21 protein-coding genes are annotated in these 23,146 nt (G+C 44.7%); 5 read left to right on the forward strand and 16 right to left on the reverse strand.

What is annotated here, in order from left to right; all coding sequences use genetic code 11:
* Positions 1-119 precede the first annotated feature (119 nt).
* Positions 120-845, reverse strand: a complete 726-nt coding sequence (locus MKY95_RS18295) for an ATP-binding cassette domain-containing protein (protein WP_036613671.1) — start codon at positions 843-845, stop codon at positions 120-122.
* 83 nt (positions 846-928) lie between these two features.
* The gene (locus MKY95_RS18300; RefSeq protein ID WP_051449964.1) at positions 929-2,119 is read right to left on the reverse strand and encodes an MFS transporter; all 1,191 of its coding nucleotides are present in this window, start codon (positions 2,117-2,119) and stop codon (positions 929-931) included.
* A gap of 391 nt (positions 2,120-2,510) precedes the next feature.
* On the opposite strand from MKY95_RS18300, the gene MKY95_RS18305 reads away from it, so the two are divergent.
* A complete protein-coding gene (locus MKY95_RS18305) occupies positions 2,511-3,431 on the forward strand; it encodes a helix-turn-helix domain-containing protein (RefSeq protein ID WP_036673823.1) in 921 nt (306 codons plus the stop codon).
* A 49-nt stretch (positions 3,432-3,480) separates the two neighbouring features.
* A complete protein-coding gene (locus tag MKY95_RS18310) occupies positions 3,481-4,245 on the forward strand; it encodes an HAD family hydrolase (protein WP_036673824.1) in 765 nt (254 codons plus the stop codon).
* A 35-nt stretch (positions 4,246-4,280) separates the two neighbouring features.
* Here MKY95_RS18310 and MKY95_RS18315 read toward each other — a convergent pair whose 3' ends face one another.
* From MKY95_RS18315 to pdhA, 9 genes are all read right to left on the reverse strand, one after another.
* Entirely contained in the window at positions 4,281-6,620 is a 2,340-nt protein-coding gene (locus tag MKY95_RS18315; RefSeq protein WP_036673825.1) for a type IA DNA topoisomerase, read from the reverse strand.
* A 125-nt stretch (positions 6,621-6,745) separates the two neighbouring features.
* Complete coding sequence (locus MKY95_RS18320) at positions 6,746-7,237, reverse strand: Fur family transcriptional regulator (RefSeq protein ID WP_036613667.1); 492 nt, start codon at positions 7,235-7,237, stop codon at positions 6,746-6,748.
* A gap of 231 nt (positions 7,238-7,468) precedes the next feature.
* Positions 7,469-8,956, reverse strand: coding sequence for a glutamate synthase subunit beta (locus MKY95_RS18325; protein ID WP_036673826.1), 1,488 nt, complete (start codon positions 8,954-8,956; stop codon positions 7,469-7,471).
* 616 nt (positions 8,957-9,572) lie between these two features.
* Positions 9,573-10,061 (reverse strand): dihydrofolate reductase, encoded by a 489-nt coding sequence (locus tag MKY95_RS18330; protein WP_339193712.1) that lies wholly within the window; start codon positions 10,059-10,061, stop codon positions 9,573-9,575.
* A gap of 50 nt (positions 10,062-10,111) precedes the next feature.
* Positions 10,112-10,906 (reverse strand): thymidylate synthase, encoded by a 795-nt coding sequence (gene thyA / locus MKY95_RS18335; RefSeq protein ID WP_339193713.1) that lies wholly within the window; start codon positions 10,904-10,906, stop codon positions 10,112-10,114.
* A 477-nt stretch (positions 10,907-11,383) separates the two neighbouring features.
* Positions 11,384-12,799, reverse strand: a complete 1,416-nt coding sequence (lpdA, locus tag MKY95_RS18340) for a dihydrolipoyl dehydrogenase (protein ID WP_339193714.1) — start codon at positions 12,797-12,799, stop codon at positions 11,384-11,386.
* Between the two features lie 3 nt (positions 12,800-12,802).
* Entirely contained in the window at positions 12,803-14,122 is a 1,320-nt protein-coding gene (locus MKY95_RS18345) for a dihydrolipoamide acetyltransferase family protein (RefSeq protein ID WP_047843378.1), read from the reverse strand.
* Between the two features lie 176 nt (positions 14,123-14,298).
* Positions 14,299-15,276: an alpha-ketoacid dehydrogenase subunit beta gene (locus MKY95_RS18350; protein WP_100527394.1), complete on the reverse strand. Its 978-nt coding sequence runs from the start codon at positions 15,274-15,276 to the stop codon at positions 14,299-14,301.
* Between the two features lie 101 nt (positions 15,277-15,377).
* The gene (gene pdhA, locus MKY95_RS18355) at positions 15,378-16,445 is read right to left on the reverse strand and encodes a pyruvate dehydrogenase (acetyl-transferring) E1 component subunit alpha (RefSeq protein WP_017688072.1); all 1,068 of its coding nucleotides are present in this window, start codon (positions 16,443-16,445) and stop codon (positions 15,378-15,380) included.
* A 256-nt stretch (positions 16,446-16,701) separates the two neighbouring features.
* Between pdhA and MKY95_RS18360 the strand changes: the two genes are divergently transcribed.
* Positions 16,702-17,436, forward strand: a complete 735-nt coding sequence (locus MKY95_RS18360) for an alpha/beta hydrolase-fold protein (protein WP_100527393.1) — start codon at positions 16,702-16,704, stop codon at positions 17,434-17,436.
* Between the two features lie 165 nt (positions 17,437-17,601).
* On the opposite strand, the gene MKY95_RS18365 is transcribed toward MKY95_RS18360, so the two are convergent.
* Positions 17,602-18,072, reverse strand: coding sequence for a low molecular weight protein-tyrosine-phosphatase (locus MKY95_RS18365; protein ID WP_339193715.1), 471 nt, complete (start codon positions 18,070-18,072; stop codon positions 17,602-17,604).
* A 1-nt stretch (position 18,073) separates the two neighbouring features.
* Positions 18,074-18,775, reverse strand: coding sequence for a trimeric intracellular cation channel family protein (locus MKY95_RS18370; RefSeq protein WP_100527391.1), 702 nt, complete (start codon positions 18,773-18,775; stop codon positions 18,074-18,076).
* A gap of 182 nt (positions 18,776-18,957) precedes the next feature.
* Between MKY95_RS18370 and MKY95_RS18375 the strand changes: the two genes are divergently transcribed.
* Positions 18,958-19,599 (forward strand): thiamine diphosphokinase, encoded by a 642-nt coding sequence (locus MKY95_RS18375; RefSeq protein WP_339193716.1) that lies wholly within the window; start codon positions 18,958-18,960, stop codon positions 19,597-19,599.
* A gap of 296 nt (positions 19,600-19,895) precedes the next feature.
* Positions 19,896-20,396 carry a C40 family peptidase gene (locus MKY95_RS18380; RefSeq protein ID WP_253509110.1) on the forward strand — a complete coding sequence of 167 codons (501 nt, stop codon included), beginning with the start codon at positions 19,896-19,898 and terminating at the stop codon, positions 20,394-20,396.
* A gap of 110 nt (positions 20,397-20,506) precedes the next feature.
* On the opposite strand, the gene MKY95_RS18385 is transcribed toward MKY95_RS18380, so the two are convergent.
* The 3 genes from MKY95_RS18385 to MKY95_RS18395 form a co-directional block, all read right to left on the reverse strand.
* Positions 20,507-21,211, reverse strand: coding sequence for a response regulator transcription factor (locus tag MKY95_RS18385; protein WP_339193718.1), 705 nt, complete (start codon positions 21,209-21,211; stop codon positions 20,507-20,509).
* A 119-nt stretch (positions 21,212-21,330) separates the two neighbouring features.
* Positions 21,331-22,380, reverse strand: coding sequence for a ThiF family adenylyltransferase (locus MKY95_RS18390; RefSeq protein WP_339193719.1), 1,050 nt, complete (start codon positions 22,378-22,380; stop codon positions 21,331-21,333).
* Entirely contained in the window at positions 22,377-23,144 is a 768-nt protein-coding gene (locus MKY95_RS18395; protein WP_289392812.1) for a thiazole synthase, read from the reverse strand. The genes MKY95_RS18390 and MKY95_RS18395 overlap by 4 nt, the downstream gene beginning before the upstream one ends.
* Positions 23,145-23,146 lie beyond the last annotated feature (2 nt).

Raw genomic sequence — 23,146 nt, forward strand, 5'->3', positions numbered from 1 at the left:
TGGGGTCACTTATGACTGTGCATCCGCTTAGAACAGAACCAAGCATAATCGCCATAGTTCCTGCTGCTACAAAGCGTCCCCACCGTGAATTAAACAATCTCATCACTCTTTTCAATAGTTTAAATCTGGTTTTTTTCTTGCTGTGTCAGTCTTCGTCCACGAATATCAAAAGCAATCTTGCCTTCTGCCAATCCCCAGATCCGTGTGGCATGTTTCTCAGCAAGCTCAATAGGCAGTACTGCAATGACTGTTGCACGTTCTTCTTCACATAATTTGCGCAGCGTTTCCAGCACCGAATCTGCTGTGTGAGGGTCAAGACCAATGACTGGTTCATCCGCCAAAACGACTTTGGCACCGTGAGCAAGTGCTCTTGCAATAGCAACACGCTGCTTCTCGCCACCACTGAGCTTCTCTGCTATTTGATGTGCTTTATCAAGTAATCCCAATCCTTCGAGATAATCCATAGCACCCATATAATCATCGGAACGTACCATACCGGTTACCATTCTCCATACGGGAGTCTGACCCGATCGTCCGATTAACACATTTTTAAGGGCCGTACGTCTAGGAAATAATTCCGGATTTTGTTCCAAGTATGCCCATTCCCGTTTGATTTTCCGTTTTCCAGACCAGCCTTCTTTCAAAATCTCGGCGCCATCCACCGTAAACCGGCCGGAATCCCATTTTTCCATCATGGCCAAACATTTAAGCAACATGCTTTTACCGCTACCGCTTGAGCCAACTACAGCTATCATTTCACCCTGTTGCATATCAAATCGAATATCCCGTAGAACGGGAACGCGGTCCACGCCAACGGATTTACTCAAGTTCTCTACTCTGATCATCGCGATGTCTCCTCTTGTCCATGTTTTTCCCTACCACTAGTGTACTCGGAAATGGACATCAATTTCCATGCGAACACCAGCTTCTATTTTAACACAGATTCGAACTCAGGTTTACGACGAAATAATATACCTGCCAAGCCGAAAAGAAGGTACATGATTCCCAGCAACGTGAACATACTTCCAGGTGAAATCCAGTTGATCATCTGACCACCTAGATTCGGTCCAATAATGCTTCCTATCGTGAAATGAAAGGATGCCACAACGTTGGCTGCAGGCAGCAACACCTTAGGCAAAATGTCTGCGGCATAGGCCAGGCCCAGTGAGAAAAAGGAGCCGACCAGACCACCTGCGATTGTTAACAATACAAGCGTCCACCAAAAATGTGTACCTGCGACTGGAACCAGCATGAAGATGATTCCTCCACTGATGCCCGCAAACATCAATATCTTCTTACGCCCATATCGGTCACTCATCATCCCGAGTGGCAATTGAAGGAACAAACCTCCAATCCCGATAAAAGGAAGCAACGACGAAATCTGATTGGTATCGAATCCAATACGCAGCCCATACACGGGGAAGTTACTATTCATACCTGCTTCCATATATCCGTATAAGAGTGCTGGTAAAAGTGCATACCAAGCCCATGCCAGACTACGACGGAATCGACGTTCCGGCAGTTGGCCATGCTCTGCTTTTTCTGGCTTCGTATCCGGAAGCTTCATTAATACCAGTATAAGCACTGCTGCTATACAGATGAACAAGACCCAGAAAGGGACAGCATCACCGAAGCCAAGCAGCTTAATTCCCAGCGGTCCAATACTGAATCCCAGCCCGTAGGACATGCCATATAGTGATATGTAGCGCCCACGCTTTTCAGGTGCAGTAACGAGCAACACCCAGAGCTGAGCCGCATAATGAAGTGCACTGTCTCCTATTCCAACCACCAGACGCAAAATGAACCATATTTTAATATCTGGTAAGTACGGAAACAATATTAAAGGGACCATGACTAATATCAGGCCACCTACAATCAACTTTTTGAAACCGAATGCACCCAGTAGTCTCTCCGCAACGAGAGTCATGGCAAAAGAACCAATGTACAACGCGGCGGCGTTTAATCCGTTTAAACCTGGTGAAACCCCTTTTTGCTCCAAAAAAATCGAAAGCACAGGTAGCAAAAGCCCCTGACTTATTCCCGCCACCACAATAACCGTAATCAAAATGAGATAGTTGGCTGTCGAGTGTGATAGTTTGGGACGAGTAATCGATGACACGAATTCATTCCTCCTGCGAGCACACAAAGAAAAATCGCCATCGCTGACGACTTTTGTATGGTATACATATGGTTTTAAACTGCTATTCAAAGATCAGGGCTTTGCCCCGGACTTGAACATTATAGTGGACAACGCCCTGCAAAACAAGCCATAATAGAGGTTGTTCAAAAAGTTCACTTTTGATTACGAATCATGCCTAGTGGCATCATCAGCTTCGAAGATGAATTTCAGCCGAAATGTCCGTTGCTCACGTAGTTTTCCTACGCTCCGCTACTCCATTTCTATCTTCATTCCATCTTCTTGGTACTGAAAACCAGACTTTTTGAACACGCACTAATCGTACTTAAGTCGCTGCGTACATTTAGATGTGACGGGAGGATTCTGCAACAATATGGCTTATCATGTGAAAATTGATGTTTCACCGATATATGAAATGCTCAACAGCTTTCTGGTTTATGTCACGAAAAAATGGATTCAGCATCTGGATATTGGTCCTGAATGGATTCTGGAAGTGGAAGGCAAACTAAGTTCCAATGTACGAGCTGCGCTCGCACCTGCTGCCACTTGGCCTTTTGATGATTTTGATGTTTTGTTTGCATGGGCAGCCTATCAAAATGATACATCGGAGAATCGTGATTTCCTGGACATGCTTGCCGCAATGACAGCGGAAGACCTGTTTGCACGTGTGTCTCCTCTTCTACCCGCTCTTACAATAGAAGAATCTACGCGCATTCGGAACAGTTATGTCCCATTATTGCGACTATGGGATGAACACTACTGTCAGAATATGAGCGAAGATCAGCGTGTGTGGCTAGAAGAAGATGCAGAAGAAAAACGCATTTTGCTTGATAAAATGGGACCTGAACTGCTTATTGAATATGCTACAGCCGGTGTTCTTGTTGAACCGATGCCTGGATTGAACGAAGTCATCCTTTTCCCAACGGTGCACAATCGTCCTATTAATATGTACTGCTTCTATGAGGGGATGATGATCATGCAGTATCCCGTAGATGCACCTGAAGAGAACGAAGACCAGCCACCAACATGCCTTTTACGTTTTACCCATGCGCTGGCTGATCCCGAAAGACTTCGCCTGCTTCGTTACGTATCGGATGAACCCAAATCCCTCGCTGAGATGTGTGAAGAATTGGGTAAAGACGAAGACACGGTCAAAGACCAGGTTATGGCGCTACGCATCGCAGGTCTGCTACGGACCCATCTGCTCGGAAGTAACCGTAAAGAGAAATACAGTATTCGGCCGGATGGCGTATCTGAATTGAATATGTTCCTGGAATCCTATATTCGCATTTAATTTAGTTGAACCATTGTGGATTTACTGGCTACAAGGAGTGAGTTAGATCATGAAAATAATGAAACAACATATTTTGTTTGACCTTGATGATACACTCGTATATTGCAACAAATACTTCAACCTGATTTTGGGAGAATTCTTTGAGAATATGCAAGAGTGGTTTGATGGACATTCTCTGACAACACAAGAGATTCGGGAAAAACAGCTGGAGATCGATGTAACCGGAGTGAACAAGCTTGGTTTTGCGAGTCATCATTTCCCGCAATCCCTGATTGATACCTATCGTTATTTCTCCGGCAAGTTCACCAGATTAACCTCTCCCAGAGAAGAATCTTATCTGAGCAAGTTGGGTATGAGTGTGTACGATCAGGAGGTTGAACCCTACCCTCATATGGTTGAAACGCTTGAGAACCTCAAAGGTGCTGGACACTCCCTCTACTTATATACCGGCGGCGAAACCGTGATTCAGCAGCGCAAGATTGATCAGATGAAACTCTCGGCTTATTTTGATGATCGGATCTATATCCGACAACACAAAAACGTCGAGGCACTGGAAGGCATTCTGTCTAATGGTCCGTTTGATCGTCGTGCAACATGGATGATTGGCAACTCACTACGCACAGATATTATGCCTGCGGTAAAAGCCGGAATTCACAGCATTTATATCAAACAACCGAATGAATGGCAATACAATATCGTAGAACTTCAGCCTAATCCGGAAACGTCGATGTATACCATCACTGCACTGGAAGAGGTACCAAAAGTCATACACGAAAATATACAACAGCAGCAACAGAAAAGGACCCTTGGATAAGGGTCCTTTTGCTGTATGTTAACTGTTAACTAAGATCAAGCATCCTGCTTCTCACCAGATAATTTGCCTGTTACTACGTCCTGCAAAATAATACGCGCTTTCACCGTACTCCCGTCTTTTCGTTTGAACGATAGTACTTGTGTACTGCCCTTCTCAATCAGCGATTTTAACATCTTACTGGTGATTTTCTTGCCTGCATACTCTTTCCAGACCACAAATGAACAGCCTTCCTTGAAACGTGAGCATCCATAACCCTTCTTGCCCTCTATAATCTGACCCGAGCAGCCGGGAGAAGGGCAAGGTGCCAGTAACTCTCTCACTCCAGATGGGCTCGCACTTGAGGACGGCGCCTTGGTGGTCGTGCTTTTCCCAGTGCCAGCTCTGGACGAAGATACCGTAGCCTGACGGGACATTTTTACAGTTGAACCGCCACTAGCCGTCTTGGCAGATGTCCTTGTATTGCCTGCCTGGGTTCTGGCTCCCTTGCCTTTCCCCCTGCCTGCCCGTGAATCTTCTCCAAAAGCATCTGCTGGAGCAGGAGCTTGTACACGCACTTTCTCAATGATGGACAAGGTGAATTTCTTGACGTTCTCCATGAACTTGTCCTGACCCGCCTCACCTTTGGAAATCTGATATAACCTTCTTTCCCATTGCCCGGTCATCTCAGGTGAAGTTAACAGATCTACACCCGCGCGACGAATCAACTCAATAGCCGTTCTGCCTTTGAGCGTTAACTGCATTTTCTTCCCTTGTAGCGTAATGTAACCTACGTTTTTGAGACGCTCAATTGTAGCCGCACGTGTAGCCGGGGTACCCAGGCCACTATCTTTCATCGCGTCTCGCAGCTCTTCATTCTCGATCTGCTTGCCTGCACTCTCCATCGCTTTCAGCAATGTTCCCTCGGTATAACTTTTGGGAGGTTGAGTCGCCTTCTCCTTGAACTCACTCTTCGTGCATTGAACAGGCAATTCAGGTTGCACACTAAAAGCCTTGTCCGTCCACTCTTCAGCTTCCTCTTCCTCATTGCCGTTTTTCTTGGTCTTCTTCTTGCCTGCACCGCCCTGTTCCTGATCTCCAGAACCGAGAACCACTTTCCATCCGAGGGACAACAGCTCTTTGACAGATGTCTTAAACTGATGTTTCTCCACTTCGGTGAGCACGGTATGTTGCTTATACTCTGCCGGAGGATAAAAGTGAGACAAGAAACGTCGGACAATCAAATCATAGATGTTCTGCTCATCCTTGGATAAGGTACCTGGTCGCTTCAAAGTAGGTAGGATCGCATGGTGATCCTCAACCCTGCTCGGATTACATACCCCTTTATTATTCTTATGAACAAGCTCCGGCTTGGCCCCCTGCGCAAGCTCACTATAGGTACCATTTTTAAGCAGGTTTAGTGTTTTGTGCATACCTTCAATATTCTGTTCTGTAACATAGTTGGAGTTTGTCCGCGGATACGAAATCACCTTGTGTTTTTCATACAAGGCCTGCGCGATATCCAGTGTTTTTTTGGCACCATATCCAAACTTGGCATTGGCTTCACGCTGTAAAAGGGTCAGGTCATACAAACGATACGGATACTCCTTCGTCTGCTTCGCTTCGTATTTGGTAATCTGCCCTGTCTTGCCCTTCACACTGGCTGCAATGGCCTCTGCTGCCTCCGCATCGGTCAACTTATCTCCCTGACGCAGTCCCCGGTACTCAACACCTTCCTGCCGAAACCAGGCGGCTACTTCATAAAAGGTCTGTGACTGGAACGCTTCAATCTCGATTTCACGATCGTAGATTAGCGCGAGTACCGGCGTCTGCACACGGCCTACAGACAACAATGCATTATGGCGGGTTGTAAACGCCCGTGAGGCATTCATCCCGATCAGCCAATCGGCTTCACTTCTGGCGCGAGCAGCATGGGTCAGATTTTCAAATTCAGAGGCATCCTTCAGACCATCAAAACCACGTCTAATGCTCTCTGCCGTCAAATCCGATATCCATAAACGCTTTACAGGCTGACGCAGCTTCAATTGCTGTTGTATGAGGGCGAAGATGTACTGACCTTCTCTCCCTGCATCGCAAGCATTAACGATCGCTGAAGCCCGTTTTGCCAGTTCTCCAATCATTTTAAGCTGATCTTTAGTCCTCGGATTGGGTACAATCTTGAACTGATCGGGTATGATCGGCAGGTCCGCTATATTCCAGCGTTTGTACTTTGTATCATAGGCATCCGGTTCAGCCAGTCCAAGCAAATGCCCTATCGCCCAAGTGATGATGTAATGTTCACCCTCCAGATACGTGCGATTGTTCTTGGCCTTTGGTTCTATGACGGCGGCAATGGTTCGACCCATGTCGGGTTTTTCCGCTATAACCAGTGTCTTCATCCGTCCATCTCTCCTCCTTCACCGTCCGCATGACGGCAAAAAGGGGCATTCCGCCGACGGAAGCCCCTTGCTTCTGAAACTCATTATATCAGATTTTGGATTCGGGAGCACCTTCCCGAAATGAATTATCCTGCTGCCTGTTCCTTTAATACATGCTTTTGTCTGCACTCTTTGCATACTCCTTGGAAATCCAGACGATGATCCGTAACAGCAAAGCCATACTGACGCTCGATTTGTTGTTCCAAACGAAGCAGACCATCTTCCATAATCTCTTCCACTTTACCACATTCTGTACAGATCAAATGATGGTGGTGATGGGAACCGTCTGTACTTCGCAGATCAAAGCGCGCAGCGCCGTCACCAAAGTTAATCTTTTCAACGACCTGAAGGTCACTCAGCAGTTCGAGAGTGCGGTATACGGTAGCCAATCCAATCTCAGGGAACTGCTCCTTAACCAGCAGGAATACTTCCTCTGCGCTAAAATGATCCTTTTCATGTTCAAGCAATACACGTACAGTAACTTCCCGTTGTTGTGTTAACTTATATCCTTTTTCAACCAATTGATTTTTAATGTGAAAGATCTGTTCTGAAATGGACTTGTCCCGGTTACTTGCCATAGCAGGTCGCACCTCCGATTTATATTCATTGAAATTTACTTTTATCGTAGAGATTCATGGTTTCAGTTAATCCTTATTTATAATCATTATAATATAATAATAAATCTTTATCACTTAAAAAGCAATGATATTGCTCACACTTACATGAAATATGTAGTCAAATTGGTTAAAATAACAGCAAACAACCCTCGCTGATCGCGAAGGTTGTCATTGATATCTTGTTCTATACTTTTACACCAGAACCGAAGCACCCATCAAGTATTTGTCCACTTCACGAGCAGCCTCACGGCCTTCATTAATTGCCCATACAACCAAGCTTTGACCACGACGCATGTCACCTGCTGCAAATACTTTATCCACATTGGTGTTGTATTTGCCGTAACGTGCCTTAACGTTTGTGCGACGATCTGTTGCAAGTCCCAGTTGCTCGACCAACGTTTGTTCCGGTCCGTCAAAACCAATGGCAATCATGGCCATCTGAGCCGGGAATACACGCTCTGTACCTGGAATCGGCTGATAAATCTTGCGACCAGTCTCATCCACAATACGCTCGATCTGTACTGTATGCAATTCTTTGAGGTTCCCCTCATCGTCTCCAACAAATTTTGTTGTCATGATGGAGAACTCACGCGGATCTTGACCAAACAACGCTTTGGCTTCCTCTTGCGCATAATCAAGTGTGTATACGTTCGGGAATTGCGGCCAAGGGTTGTTAATGCGGTCACGCTCCATAGGCGCTTGTGTATGCGTACCGAATTGAGTGATCGTACGACAACCATGGCGCAGCGATGTAGCCACACAGTCAGATCCTGTATCACCGCCACCAATGACGATAATATCTTTATCTTTAGCGGACAGATATTGACCATCTTCCAGATTGGAGTCCAGATAACTCTTAATGCTGCCATTCAGGAAATCCATTGCGTAATGAACGCCTTTCAAGTCGCTGCCTTCAATATTGAATTCACGCGGCTTCGTTGCACCACCGCACAATACAACAGCGTCATATTCATCCACCAGTTGTTGTGCTGCAATATCTTTACCAATCTCGGTGTTCGTAATGAATTGAATGCCTTCTGCTTCGAGCAGATCAACACGACGTTGAACTACGTTTTTATCCAATTTCATCGTTGGGATACCGTACATCAGCAATCCGCCGACACGGTCCGAACGCTCATATACGGTTACCGAGTGTCCTGCTTTATTCAACTGAGCCGCAGTAGCTAATCCCGCTGGACCTGAGCCTACCACAGCTACACGTTTACCCGTGCGTTTTTCAGGAGGTTGGGGAACCACCCATCCTTCTTCGAAACCTTTTTCAATAATTGCTTCTTCAATCGTTTTGATGGTTACAGGCTGACCAATTAAGCCAACTGTACATGATCCTTCGCAAGGAGCTGGACAGACGCGACCTGTAAACTCTGGGAAATTATTCGTTTTGTGAAGGCGCTCAAGTGCTTCTCTCCACAGTCCGCGATATACAAGATTATTCCATTCTGGAATCAGGTTATGCACGGGGCAACCTGACGTGCCGCCAATCATATCTATACCTGTATGGCAATACGGGGTACCACAATCCATGCATCGTGCACCTTGTGTTCTGAGCTCTTCTTCAGCCATGTGTTTATGAAACTCTTCCCAATCCTTAATCCGCTCCGCTGGCTCACGATCTGTTGGCAGTTGACGTTTGTATTCCATAAATCCAGTAGGTGTAGACATCTTACGTTTTCCCCCATCCGTTCTTGTCTTAATCCCTTCATGTGCATGGTTCTATATGAAATGGATTACTCATTACTTGAGTTTTTGTCTATTGTATCACAAAATCTTCTCGAAGATATTTCAATTATAGTAGCATTTACTGTGCTGAATATTAAATGGATTATCCGCATAATTATTTGTATTTTATACATCATATCTTTCAAGTCTACCCATGGTCAATACCCTTATTTTGGTGTTAAATGTGGTTTTGAACTGCGAAATCTGGTGTGTGTTAAAGAAATAAAAGGTCGAAACGTTAAGTGAATGTCAGATAATTTGTCATCAAATTCAACATATTTTGCTATAAATCGTTCTAAATTCCGAATATCAGACCTGTTTTAGGGCTTCACAACGTTAAAACCTCAAAACTTTTACACTTTTTTACTGTTTAATGCTTGGCCGTATGTATAATATACATAAATACCAATTACTTATGTTATATTAATGTTATATGTATTCCAGTTTAAACAAGTGACTCATTTTTTTTATAAAGAAAAGACGCTGTTCACGAATATTTCGCAATCAGCGCCTCTCATCATACAAATACGACCGAAGTCAGGAATTTCTTATGCCACATTTACCGTTTACGTTCGTAAAATTCAAATGTATACGCATGAACATTTTTTTCATCCTGTTCGCCTTCAATCTGTTCAATCAGTTCCCATTCGGACCAATCCACTTCAGGGAAAAACGTATCTCCCTCAAAATTCTCATGAATTTTAGTCACCACAAGACGATCTGCAAGTGGCAGGAACTCACGATACACTTGGGAACCCCCAATTACGCACAGTTCCTCACCTTTGGTTACACTCAGACCCTCCTCAATCGTATGTACGATTTCAGCCTGTTCCACCTTGTAGTTCAGATCTCTTGTCACTACAATATTACGACGCTGAGGAAGCGGCTTACCGCCAAAAGATTCCCACGTATTACGTCCCATGATAATTGTTTTGTTCAGCGTACGTTGTTTGAAAAAGGCCATATCTTTGGGTAACCGCCATGGAATCGAATTATTCAATCCGATCACACCGTTTCCCCCCATTGCCCATACCAATTCAATACTCAAGGGTAATACACTCCTTCAATCCAAGTCTCTTGTCGAGATTGAATACATAATTAGACTGCAATTGGAGCTTTAATGCCCGGATGATGCTGATAGTTCTCAAACTCGAAATCTTCAAACTTATAATCAAAAATAGAATCCGGTTTACGTTTGATTACCAGCTTAGGTAAAGCATAAGGTTCACGCTCCAGCTGAGTTTTAACCTGATCAACATGGTTAGAGTAGATGTGAACATCCCCTCCAGACCAGATGAACTCACCTACCTCAAGATCACATTGCTGGGCGATCATATGAGTCAAGAGCGCATAACTCGCGATGTTAAACGGCAATCCGAGGAACGTATCCACGGAACGCATCGTAAGCATACAAGATAATTTACCCTCTGCAACGTAAAACTGAAACGCAAAATGACAAGGTGGAAGCTTCATATTATTGATCTCAGCCACATTCCATGCACTGACAAGGTGACGACGCGAATCTGGATTATTTTTGATCGAATCAATTACTGCAGCGATCTGATCAATTTTTTCTCCGTTTGGTGCTTCCCATGTGCGCCACTGCGAGCCGTATACCGGACCGAGATCCCCATTTTCGTCCGCCCAATCGTCCCAGATCTTCACACCGTTTTCTTTCAAATAAGATATATTGGTATCGCCACTCAAAAACCATAACAGTTCATGAATAACCGATTTGAGATGAATTCGTTTGGTTGTTACCAGCGGAAATCCTTCGGAGAGATCATAACGGAGTTGTCTGCCAAATACAGATTGTGTTCCTGTTCCTGTACGGTCTCCTTTATGCACGCCGTTGTTCAGAATATCCTGCAATAAATCGAGATAGTTTTTCATGTTGAAATCCCCTCACTAAAGAATATTTACACTTACCACTCCGATGACAGAACAACCTTCCGATCGCTGTTATCCCCAGGTTTTTTTAATCTCCTTTTCCAAAGGTAAAATCCGGTGATAAAGGCGAAGCGTATGCTTCCGATGCAGCTTTCCTTCAGAAAGCTTTTAGCTCCGCTTCTTCAGGTTTTTTCTGTCCTCTACGTTCTCGTGTAAAAGGTTAGTTTAACTAAATATATAGACCGTGATTGGCTTGGAGCCACATCATAACTGATCATTACTACAGTGTACCACAATTGAGTTGTTGGATAAAATCAATTCACTGAAACTTATGAGCGTGTAAATTTTCATCATATTACATACACGAGTATCTTAAATTTCTCGGCTCTTGCTCAGAAAAAAGAGACGAATAACGCGTTAACGTCATTCGTCTCTTCTGATATACGTATAATGCCGGACGGATCCGAAGCTTAGATGATCTTAACGGGAGATGATGTGGATCGGGTGACCCATAACCAATTCCGCAGCTTCCATCACGATTTCGCCCAAAGTTGGGTGAGCGTGAATTGTGAGAGCCAGATCTTCCAAAGTTGCGCCCATCTCAATTGCCAAACCAAGCTCAGCAATCAGGTTGGAAGCTTCCAGACCTACGATTTGGCAACCCAATACAAGGCCGCTTTCTTCGTCAGCTACGATTTTCACGAAGCCTTCAGCGTGGTTCAAAGATACAGCACGGCCGTTACCCGCATAAGGGAACTTGCCTGCTTTTACTTTGTAACCTTTTTCTTTAGCTTCTTTTTCAGTGTAACCTACGCTGGAACATTCTGGATCTGTGAACACAACAGCTGGCATACATTTGTAGTCAACTACAGATGGTTGTCCTGCGATTGCTTCAGCAGCCACTTTACCTTCATAAGAAGCTTTGTGTGCCAGAGCCAAGCCAGATACGATGTCACCGATAGCAAAGATGTGAGGAATGCTGGTACGACCTTGGTGGTCAACTTTGACAAATCCACGCTCGTCAACGTCAACACCAATCATGTCGAGACCCAGTTCTCCATCTGTGTTTGGACGACGTCCAACAGTTACCAGCAGGTAATCTGCAGTTACTTCTTTGGACTCACCATTTACAGAGTACTTAACAGTTACTTCTTTATCCGTTTGCTCAGCACTTTCAGCTTTTGCACCCGTTACGATTTCGATGCCTGTTTTCTTCATGTTTTTAGCCACGAGGCTAGTCATGTCTTTATCGAAACCTGGCAGTACTGTATCCAAACCTTCGATGATTGTTACTTTCGCACCGAATTTGGAGTACATTTGACCAAGCTCAGCACCGATATATCCGCCACCGATAACGATCATGCTTTTTGGTACTTCAGGCAAATTCAGAGCTTCTGTCGAAGACAGAATGCGTCCGCCAAACGGGAAAGGTTTCAGTTCGATTGGACGGGAACCTGTTGCAATAATTGCATTTTTAAATTTGTAACGTGGAGACTCGTGGTCATTGAATACACGAGCTTCGTTTTCGTTGATGAACATGCACTCACCGTTGAAAACTTCAACTTTGTTGCCTTTGAGCAAACCAGCTACGCCGCCAGTCATTTTCTTAACAACGCCGTTTTTGAACTCTTGAGTTTTGCTGAAGTCCACTTTTACGTTCTCAGCAGAGATACCAAAAGCTTCACCGTGAAGTGCAGACTCATATTGGTGTGCAGCAGAGATCAGGGCTTTGGATGGAATACATCCACGGTTCAAACAAACACCGCCCAGTTCGGATTTGTCTACGATCAATACGCTTTGGCCCAGTTGAGCAGCGCGGATGGCAGCTACATAGCCGCCAGGACCCGCACCAATTACTAATGTGTCGATATTGAGAGAAGCGTCGCCTACTACCATATCTTACACCTCCATAACAAGCAGCTCAGGGTTAGCGAGCAGCTGTTTAATGTAATTCATAAAGTTTTGTGCTGTTGCGCCATCGATGATACGGTGGTCAAAGCTCAGGGAAAGAGCCATTACAGGTGCTGCAACTACTTCGCCGTTTTTGATCACTGCTTTTTCGCTGATGCGTCCTGTTCCAAGAATAGCAACTTCAGGGAAGTTGATGATTGGAGTGAAGAACATACCGCCAGCAGAACCGATGTTACTGATGGAGATTGTGCTTCCTCTCATTTCATTCGCGCTCAATTTGCCCTCACGACCACGAGCAGCCAGATCACGGATAGAATCAGCAATCATCCAGATGGATTTACGATCAGCATCTTTGATAACAGGAACGATCAAGCCGTTGTCTGTATCTGTAGCGATACCGATGTTGTAGTATTTTTTGTAAACAATTTCGTTAGCTTCTTCATCAATCATAGCGTTCAGAGCCGGGAATTGGCGGGAAGCCGCAACCAGTGCTTTAACGATGAATGGCAGATAAGTAACTTTTGTTCCTTTTTTCTCTGCGATTGGTTTCATGCGAGTACGGAAAGCAACCAATTCAGTTACGTCCACTTCGTCCATGATTGTAACGTGAGGTGCTGTGTAAGCCGATTTAACCATTGCATTAGAGATCGCTTTACGGATACCTTTGAATGGTACGCGCTCTTCTTCAACGTGTTGATCAGCTGCAGCTGCTGGTGCTGCGGATTTTTTCTCTTCTTGAGCCGGAGCTTCGGAAGATGCCGCTGCGGAAGAACCGCCACCGTTTTTGAAGGATTCAACATCTTCTTTGGTTACTTTACCGTTGTTGCCAGTGCCGTTAACCTGAGCGATGTCTACACCTTGTTCGCGAGCAAATTTACGCACGCTTGGTGTTGCCAGAACGTCTTTGGCAGGTACTGCCGGAACGCTGTTGTTGCCGCCTTCTTTAGCTGCATCCGAGCTGGAAGCTGCTGCAGAAGAACCGCTTGTGTCAGCTCCGCCTTGAGCTGCATCTTTCTCTTGCTCGCCTTGATCGCCAGCAGGAGCGTCGTCTTGCTCAGGAAGTTCGCCTTCTGCATCGATGATCGCTACAACTTCACCAACGTGGCAGACTTGACCGTCTTTAGCGAATACTTCTGTAACTGTTCCGTTAACCGGACAAGGTACTTCTACAACCGCTTTGTCGTTCTGTACTTCCATGATGATGTCGTCGTCAGTTACTTTGTCACCGACTTTGATGTGCATCTTGATGATTTCGCCTTCGTGCAGGCCTTCGCCCAATTCAGGGAATTTATATTCAAATTTAGCCAACTGAAAAACCTCCTTGATTATGTGCTCAATCCTGAAAACAACCCTTAACTCCAAGAAACAACTGTTACTGCTAATGCAAATAACTGTTACTCAAGGGGCTAATGGCTGTTTACAGTGCAGCTTGCGCTGCGGTGTGAATCACCATACTGCGCCTTGCGGCATGTCAGATGATTAAATTAGAAATTTACGACTTTGTTAACCGCAGCAATGATACGCGCCGGGTTAGGCAGCCATGTATCTTCGATTTGTGCAAATGGATATACAGTGTCCGGACCAGCTACACGCAGAACCGGCGCTTCCAAGTGCAGGATTGCTTTTTCATTGATTTGGGCAATGACTTCAGCTGCAACACCTGCGCTCTTTTGAGCTTCCTGTACAACAATTGCACGGTTTGTTTTCTTAACGGAAGCAACGATAGTATCGATGTCGATTGGGCTAACCGTACGAAGGTCGATAACTTCAACTTTGATTCCTTGTTTTTCGAGTTCATCTGCTGCTTTCACAGAAGTGTGAACCATCATACCGTAAGTAATGATCGTTACATCAGAACCTTCACGAACAACGTTCGCTTTACCCAACTCAACAACGTAATCTTCTTCAGGCACTTCTGCACGGAAAGCATGGTACAAGTTCAAGTGCTCCATGAAGAATACAGGATCGTTATCGCGAATAGAAGCGATCATCAGACCTTTTGCATCGTAAGGGTTAGAAGGAACAACGACTTTGATACCTGGTGTTTGCGTGAGCAGACCTTCCAGGGAATCTGTATGCAATTCTGCCGCTTTTACGCCGCCACCGAATGGTGTACGGAATACGATTGGAGAATTATATTTTCCACCGGAGCGGAAACGCATACGAGCAGCTTGCACTACCATTTGGTCAAGGGCTTCGAAGATAAAACCAACGAATTGGATCTCAGCAACCGGACGGAAGCCTTGTACACCCAGACCTACAGCCAGACCACCAATAGCGGACTCAGCCAATGGTGTATCAAATACACGCTCTTCGCCAAACTCTTTTTGCAGACCTTCCGTTACACGGAAAACGCCGCCTACATTACCTACGTCTTCACCGAAAAGCAGAACGTTAGGATCACGTTTCAACTCCACGCGAAGCGCATCACGGATTGCTTCTTTCATGTTCATTTGTGCCATTTGCTTCATTTCCTCCTTAAACATTGACAGTTCACATTTGAATTCGTACATGTATACCGGGACATTAAAGTCGCGGATGTTTATGCTTTATCGGAAAAAACTTATTGGAAATCAGCTTTTTGCTCTTCCAAGTGCTTAGGCGTTTGTTCGAACATGCTGTCGATCAAGCCTGAAATCGTCATTTTCTCGGTTTTTTCCGCTTTTTTGATCTCTTCGTTTACTTTAGCTTTTGCTTCTTCTTTCACACGTGCTGTATCTTCTTCAGTCCAAAGACCTTTTTTCTCCAGATATTTAGCGAAACGTGCGATAGGATCTTTAGCAGACCATTCAGCCTCTTCTTCTTTTGTACGATACTTGGAAGCATCATCCGAAAGGGAGTGAGGACGGAAACGATAAGTTACTGCTTCGATCAATGTTGCGCCTTCTCCGTTACGTCCGCGCTCAGCAGCTTCCTGAACAGCTTTGATAACAGCGAAGATGTCCATACCGTCAACTTTAACACCTTTGATACCTGCTGCTACCGCTTTGTGAGCGATGGACAGAGCTGCTGTTTGTTTAGCAAAAGGAGTTGTGATGGCATAACCATTGTTTTGTACAAAGAAGATAACAGGCAGTTTGTATACACCAGCGTAGTTCAGACCTTCATAGAAGTCACCTTCAGAAGAACCGCCATCACCTGTGTACGTGATAACAACTTGTTTTTGTTTCTTCAATTTGTAACCCATAGCGATACCCATTGCATGCAGAATTTGTGCACCAATGATGATTTGTGGCATCAATACATTAACGCCATCTGGAATTTGTCCACCATGTTGGTGTCCACGGGAGTACAAGAATGCTTGATAAAGAGGAAGTCCATGCCATACGAGTTGCGGAATGTCACGATAGCCAGGACATACAAAGTCTTCTTTTTCAATTGCAAATTCACTACCAACCATTGTAGCTTCTTGACCAGATACTGGAGCATAGAAACCAAGACGACCTTGACGGCCCAGGTTTACTGCACGGTCATCCCAAGTACGGGTAAATACCATGCGGTACATAATTTCTTTTAATTGATCATCGGAAAGTGTAGGCATCATGTCTTTGTTAACAATTTCGCCGTCAGGAGACAGCACGGACAGAGCTTCTACATCCTCTGTATACACTTCATAAGGAACCTTGCTCATTTTTTTCTTCACCTCAACAAAAAATTTGAATATCAAGTTCCGCTGTTATAATATTATTATACACCTGTTTCACTCCATACGTCAAAGAAATCCGTAATTTTTTTATGTTTCCTGCCGGATTGTATGTATAACAGGGGCTTAATATTGGTATAACAGCATAATACATGACTGCGTGTTTGACCTAACCCCGCACAAGGGTAATCTTACCGTATTGCGCGGTCGAATGCAAAAAATTAACCGAGAAAGGTGACGTTTTATGACGGATTCCCGCTATTTGAAACGCACGATTGTGAAGGAAGAGATTGAAAGTCGCTATCTCGGAGAGAAGCGAACGCTCCGTATTTACCTTCCTCCGGGCTATAACGAATTGCTTAGCTACCCTGTCGTATATTGTCAGGATGGCGAAGAATTTTTTAATTTCGGACGAATTGCTACAACAGCTAACCAAATTATTCTGGACGAAGGAGCCGAACCTTTCATTATTGTAGGGGTTCAGGTCGATGTGTCCGTGAGAACGAAGGAATATGCTCCATTTGGAGATCGGTTCAAGGCATATACCGCTTGCTTCGCTGAAGAGATTATTCCCTATATAGAAGAGAAATATCCTGTGCGCCGTTCTCCGCAGGAACGCATTCTTGCCGGAGACTCGCTCGGTGGCAGTGTTTCGCTTCATCTTGCTCTGTTATATCCGGATCTGTTCACACGTGTGATCAGCCTGTCTGGCGCCTTCTACTCTGCTTCTCAGGAAATCTATGCCGCAGCTGAAGATCTTTCTTGGCTCTCGATCTGGATGATTGTTGGTTTGCAGGAGACTGATTTCGAAGCAGACACAGGTACGTATGATTTCGTTCAATTAAACCGGGATACTCGAGAATTGCTGGAAAAACGTGGTGCCCTCGTCTCCTACCAGGAGAAAGACGGAAAACACCAATGGGGTTTTTGGCAGAAGGAATTGCCCGAAGCATTACTTTATTTTCTTCAGGAAAGATAAAAGGACCACTTTAACAGGCGGCTGAAATGCCGCTATTGTTTTTTGTTTTAATGATACCGCTTACAATTGTAACCTGAAAAAGAAGCAGGATATCCTGCTTGCTTTAAGTGCTCTGCTCCTGCTTCTTTGTCGAATTACAAATTAAGCATGAATTTCGTTTACTTTTTAGGCTAAGGAATGTTCCGCTTCAATCTTACTCAACAGAACATCGCAGCCTGCGTTAACCAGCTCGTACACCTCTTCAAAATTGCCCGTATAATATGGGTCAGGTACTTCTCTGAGTTTTTCCTCGGGAAGCATGTCCATGAACTTGATGATGTCCGCCTCAGCTCCGCCTGGAACGTTGCGCACATTATCTGCATTGGAATTGTCCATACACACAATGTAATCAAATTGAGTAAAGTCTTCGCTGGCGAACTGTCTTGCTGCCATGTTGGCATAAGAAATCTGGTACGAATCCAGCAATTTTCGAGTCCCTTCATGCGGAGGTTTACCAACATGCCAGTCCCCTGTACCCGCAGAGTCCACACGAATCTGGTGTTCGAGCCCCTTCTCAAGGACTTTGTGACGCAAAACGGCTTCAGCCATTGGTGATCTACATATATTACCCAGACATACAAACAACACATTAATCATATTAATCCCCCTTGCTTAACGTACCTTGAAGTACCGACGATGATGGCTGTGTCACAATGCTCTCTGGCTGAGGACTGACGTTTCCGGTCTCAGATGGCACCAACGAACGACGTGGCAGTTTCCATTTATAATGTACAGAACACATCCGGAAAAACACAACGGCCGCGAAACAAAATAATAATCCAGCATTCGTTGTTAACCAACCCATACCTATAACAAAACCGGCTGTCATTGCCCATACAGCATAGATTTCGTCACGCAATACAAGCGGTTTACGTCCAGCAAGCACATCACGAATAACGCCTCCACCAATACCGGTCATCACTGCTGCAACGATAACTGCGCTAATGGGATGTCCCATGTTCGCCGCGTACAGCGCCCCTTGAATTGCAAATGCTGCGAGTCCGATTGCATCAAACAACGCCTCTGTTCGCTTCCAGTGACTAATCCACTTGAGAGGTAATATAAACGCAATCGCTACAGATACTAAGGCTAACATAATAAGTGATCCCTGACTCCATAGTGTCGTTACAGGTATACCTATAAGTACATTCCGGATAATCCCGCCTCCGAATGCCGTGACAAGTCCAAGCACTAGTACACCCAGAATGTCATACTCCTCTTCCATTGCCACGAAAGCGCCGGACATTGCAAATGCGATAGTGCCTATAATGCTGAATACTTCAAAAATGTGTAAGTCCAACCTGTTCAAACCTCACTTTTCAAGTCATCTCCATGTCGCTCTACCCATTGTATCCGCGAGCACTGAAATTGTGCAACCACATTTTGTGGATTATACTGATTTGGTGAATATATTTGTACAGGTTCCAACATTATATTTGGACTATGAACTATTTTTCTCTGAATTAGGAAGGATGAAATAAAATGACGGCGAAACGGATTATTATTTTTACAGGCGGAAACTTATCTGTAGAATTACTTCAGGAAATACGAGAAGATGATATGATCATCGCGGCCGATCGCGGTGCATTATTTTTAATTGAACACGGCATTCAGCCACACATTTCAGTTGGTGACTTCGACTCCATTAATGAAGAGGAACGTATTATTGTAAGTAACAATAGCATTCGATTCATTACATGTGACCCTGTTCATAAAGATCTTACTGATACAGAAATGGCTTTTGAGACAGCGCTAGATTACGAACCATCTCACATCTTAATGTTAGGTGCTACAGGTACACGTATGGATCACACACTCGCCAATGTACATATCATGGTTCGCGCGATGCAGCATCATATCTCCTGTGCCATTCAGGACAAGCACAACTACATGACACTGACCACATCCAAAGCTGAAGTTGAGCACCGTGACTATAAATATGTTTCTCTGCTCCCCTTGACTCATGAAGTTACAGGAATAACTCTAGATGGTTTTATGTATCCACTAGATCAAGCCACCATACGCATGGGACAATCCTTGGGTGTAAGCAATAAGCTCTTAGGCTCCTCCGGTACAGTCACTATCGATAGCGGCTTATTACTGATTATTCAGAGCAAAGATTGAATCTACTCGTATGCTTTATAGTTATTTATTACGTTTTTGTAACCAGTGATTCAATGAAGTAAATAGGTTCACACATAACTAAGACCCTTGATATTCAAGGGTCTTTGTTGATTCATCTATATTCTTCATCCGTCAATGATTAATTTTTTGACATTTTTAATCATATTTTAATAAACATACCCAAACCATTGTGGCGCAAGGGATTACACTTCCCTATCCAATTTCTAGGCTGTTACAAAGCTGTTATACTCGCTCTAGCAACTTAACGAAAACGAATTTTGGAGGTACTAACTAACATGAAAACAAACATCTTTGTCCAAAAGGCCGTAACCGTCGGGTTGTGCGCTACACTAGGTTTTGGAGCTGTACTAATGACTAACGCACCTGTTGCACAGGCAGCAACTGCTTCTGTATCCACAGGTCAACAGATTGTTAACTATGGCAAAAAATTCACTGGAACTCCATATAAATTTGGTGCTTCAACTTCAACAACCAAGGTTTTTGACTGCTCTTCTTTTATGAAATATATTTTCAAAAAGTATGGTGTAGATTTGCCGCGCACTTCCGTGAAACAATCCAAAGAAGGTAAAGCTGTGTCTAAAGCTAATCTGCGTGTCGGAGATCTGGTATTCTTCTCCAGTGGTAGCCGTTCTACCGGTTCCAATGTCACTCACGTAGGCGTTTATGCGGGAAATGGTAAGATTCTGCATACGTATGGATCTCCAGGCGTAACCCTCTCTGATCTGGACTCTGGTACTTGGAAGAGAACGTATGTTAAAGCTCGTCGTGTACTTTAGAATCACATCATAGCTAATCAGTAAGGACCGGAGGTTACTATCCGGTCTTTTATTTTTACCCTCTTTTTGCCACACTTTAAACTGGTGATTCATGGAACTAACTTCGTAATCTAATTTTTATCATGCAACATATAACCGATCCCACGCACAGTATGAATCAGTTTCACACTTCTTCCCTTATCCACCTTAACCCTCAGATGTTTGATATACACATCCACAACGTTGGTATTCATCGCATATTCATATCCCCATACTTCCCGCAAAATATCACTCCGGGTACATGCTTCATTCACATGCAGGGCCAGGAATTCCAGCAATTCGTACTCTTTTGGCGTTAATGTCAGGTATTCACCCGCACGATTTACCCGCCTCGAACGCAAATTAACTTTAAGATCATGGACTACAATTACTTCTTCGCCCTCTGGTGTTGCATTCGCAAAAACACGCAATAAGTTTCGTATTCTGGCAAGCATCACGGTCATGTGGATAGGTTCCTCCATCACGTCATTAGCTCCATAATCCAGCCATTCCACGATGAACTGAGGAGATGCATTTGAAGTAATAACCAGTAGAGGTATAACCTGACCTTTATCTAACCATCGTTTTAATTCTAATTTCTGATCCTGGCCACAATGTTTCGTCCCCTCTTCCCGGTCTACCAGGATGATCAGGTTAATATGCAACAACGAAGGCTCGACGGATTGGTTTAGTTCGGACCACTCCATTCGTTGCACCTCATACCCTTCTCTATATAAAACATCCTGAATAAGGCTGACCTGCTCTCCTGCTCCAATCAGCAAAATGGCTGTTTTCACTCTTTTTCACCCGGCCTGTCTCTTTCCCCACTGCTCGCAGCAATGGTTGGTACAGATAGCATGCCGTAAAATGAAAAAGTCCATTCCCTCAAGGGAACAGACTTTGCATCTTTCATGCTTTAACCAAAGTAGCGATGGACGAGCGTACGTGCTTCAGCTGTGTCTTTTGTTCCGTGTACGAGGACACGTCCATCTTGGAAAATGACCATTCTATGGACTCCTGTTGTAAAAGAAACCAGAAACGGATTGGATTCCACTTTTCCTTCTTGAAGTCTATCCAGACGTTCCGCTGTATGTTGAAGATCCAGATTCATGCGCCGTGCAGGTCGGATTTGAACCGTATCCCTGCCACACAACACATCGGTTTTCTCCAGATTGGACGCAGAAAGATATGGATACGTTGCCGAATCTCCGCAGGAAGGACAGTCTTTCTTTTTCGCACCATCCACATTGATGGATATGTATTCGTTCCTCCACACGTCAAATGACAATAACTTACGTCTCAATGCATTTGCATTGCCACTAAGTAACTTCATCGCTTCTGCGGTCTGATTCGCCGTTACCATCTGTACGGCTTGAGGTATGATGCCAGACGTATCACAAGTATCTCCACCCAGAGGGACTTCACCCAGCAAACAATTTAAACATGGCGTATCTCCGGGCATAAACGTATAGGTAATACCATAACTACCTACGCATCCACCATAAATCCAGGGAATACCGTGCTTCTGTGCCATATCATTAATAAGTAGTCGGGTATCAAAGTTATCCGTTGCATCCATGATCAAGTCTGTATGCTGAACGAGTTCTTCCAACTCATCTACTCTGACGTCCAACACTTTCCCTTCCACATGAACCATGGAATTAATGGCAGATAAACGTTTTTCCGCCGCCATTGCCTTCGGTATCCGCTCCATCGCGTCCTGTTCTACATATAATTGCTGCCGCTGCAGGTTACTCCACTCCACATAATCACGATCCACAATCGTTAAGTGTCCGACTCCTGAACGAACTAACGTTTCTGCAATTCCTGTTCCGAGTGCGCCAGCGCCTACAATTAAAACTCTGCTGCCCTTTAATCTGGCCTGGCCTTCCTTGCCAAGTGGCGCGTACCGTTCCTGTCTGGAATAACGATCGGCCTGCTCGGAAGATGTTATTTGATCTGTCATGTATGAACCATTCCTTCCACCGGACTACTGGCTGCTGCATAACGCTTTACGGGAATCATGCCTGCCTCATATGCCAATCTACCCGCTTCTACCCCCAATCGCATCGCTTTAGCCATGCTCACTGGATCCCCTGATCCGGATACGGCTGTATTTAACAATACGCCATCGGCACCAAGTTCCATCGCATAAGCAGCATCTTTTGGGGAGCGCAATCCTGCATCTACAATTACAGGAACAACGGCCTGCTCAATGATGATCTCAAGGTTATAGGGATTGATGATGCCTCTGCCAGCTCCGATGGGAGAAGCGCCAGGCATTACAGCATGTACGCCAAGCAATTGCAGCCTTTTGGCTAGAATGACATCATCCGAAATATAAGGCAATACCGTGAATCCCTTTTCAAGCAAAATTTCGCAAGCCTTGTACGTTTCAATCGGATCTGGGAGTAACGTCATTCCATCTCCGATGACTTCGACTTTTATCATATCACAAAGTCCTGAAGCCCGCGCAAGCTCAGCAATCCGCACCGCCTCTTCCGCATTGGAAGCCCCCGCCGTATTCGGAAGAAGTGTGTATTTGTCCAAATCCAACGTATCCAGGAAATGCTTCTGATTACGTTCCTCCAGATTCAGACGACGAACAGCAAAGGTTAAAACTTCCGTTTCAGATGCTTCCACAGCCTGACTTTGCACTTCCAGATCGGAAAACTTGCCTGTTCCGAGCAACAATCTGGACTCAAACGTATATTTACCAATGTTCAACATCA

This window comes from Paenibacillus sp. FSL P4-0176 (genome assembly GCF_037975265.1).
Taxonomy (GTDB): domain Bacteria; phylum Bacillota; class Bacilli; order Paenibacillales; family Paenibacillaceae; genus Paenibacillus; species Paenibacillus amylolyticus.

Bases quoted from the DNA above. Each gene is read 5' to 3' on its own strand.
- MKY95_RS18295 (WP_036613671.1), bottom strand. From the start codon at position 845: ATGATCAGAGTAGAGAACTTGAGTAAATCCGTTGGCGTGGACCGCGTT.
- MKY95_RS18305 (WP_036673823.1), top strand. From the start codon at position 2,511: ATGGCTTATCATGTGAAAATTGATGTTTCACCGATATATGAAATGCTC.
- MKY95_RS18310 (WP_036673824.1), top strand. From the start codon at position 3,481: ATGAAAATAATGAAACAACATATTTTGTTTGACCTTGATGATACACTC.
- MKY95_RS18315 (WP_036673825.1), bottom strand. From the start codon at position 6,620: ATGAAGACACTGGTTATAGCGGAAAAACCCGACATGGGTCGAACCATT.
- MKY95_RS18320 (WP_036613667.1), bottom strand. From the start codon at position 7,237: ATGGCAAGTAACCGGGACAAGTCCATTTCAGAACAGATCTTTCACATT.
- MKY95_RS18325 (WP_036673826.1), bottom strand. From the start codon at position 8,956: ATGTCTACACCTACTGGATTTATGGAATACAAACGTCAACTGCCAACA.
- thyA (WP_339193713.1), bottom strand. From the start codon at position 10,906: ATGAAAAACTATCTCGATTTATTGCAGGATATTCTGAACAACGGCGTG.
- lpdA (WP_339193714.1), bottom strand. From the start codon at position 12,799: ATGGTAGTAGGCGACGCTTCTCTCAATATCGACACATTAGTAATTGGT.
- MKY95_RS18350 (WP_100527394.1), bottom strand. From the start codon at position 15,276: ATGGCACAAATGAACATGAAAGAAGCAATCCGTGATGCGCTTCGCGTG.
- pdhA (WP_017688072.1), bottom strand. From the start codon at position 16,445: ATGAGCAAGGTTCCTTATGAAGTGTATACAGAGGATGTAGAAGCTCTG.
- MKY95_RS18360 (WP_100527393.1), top strand. From the start codon at position 16,702: ATGACGGATTCCCGCTATTTGAAACGCACGATTGTGAAGGAAGAGATT.
- MKY95_RS18365 (WP_339193715.1), bottom strand. From the start codon at position 18,072: ATGATTAATGTGTTGTTTGTATGTCTGGGTAATATATGTAGATCACCA.
- MKY95_RS18375 (WP_339193716.1), top strand. From the start codon at position 18,958: ATGACGGCGAAACGGATTATTATTTTTACAGGCGGAAACTTATCTGTA.
- MKY95_RS18380 (WP_253509110.1), top strand. From the start codon at position 19,896: ATGAAAACAAACATCTTTGTCCAAAAGGCCGTAACCGTCGGGTTGTGC.
- MKY95_RS18390 (WP_339193719.1), bottom strand. From the start codon at position 22,380: ATGACAGATCAAATAACATCTTCCGAGCAGGCCGATCGTTATTCCAGA.
- MKY95_RS18395 (WP_289392812.1), bottom strand. From the start codon at position 23,144: ATGTTGAACATTGGTAAATATACGTTTGAGTCCAGATTGTTGCTCGGA.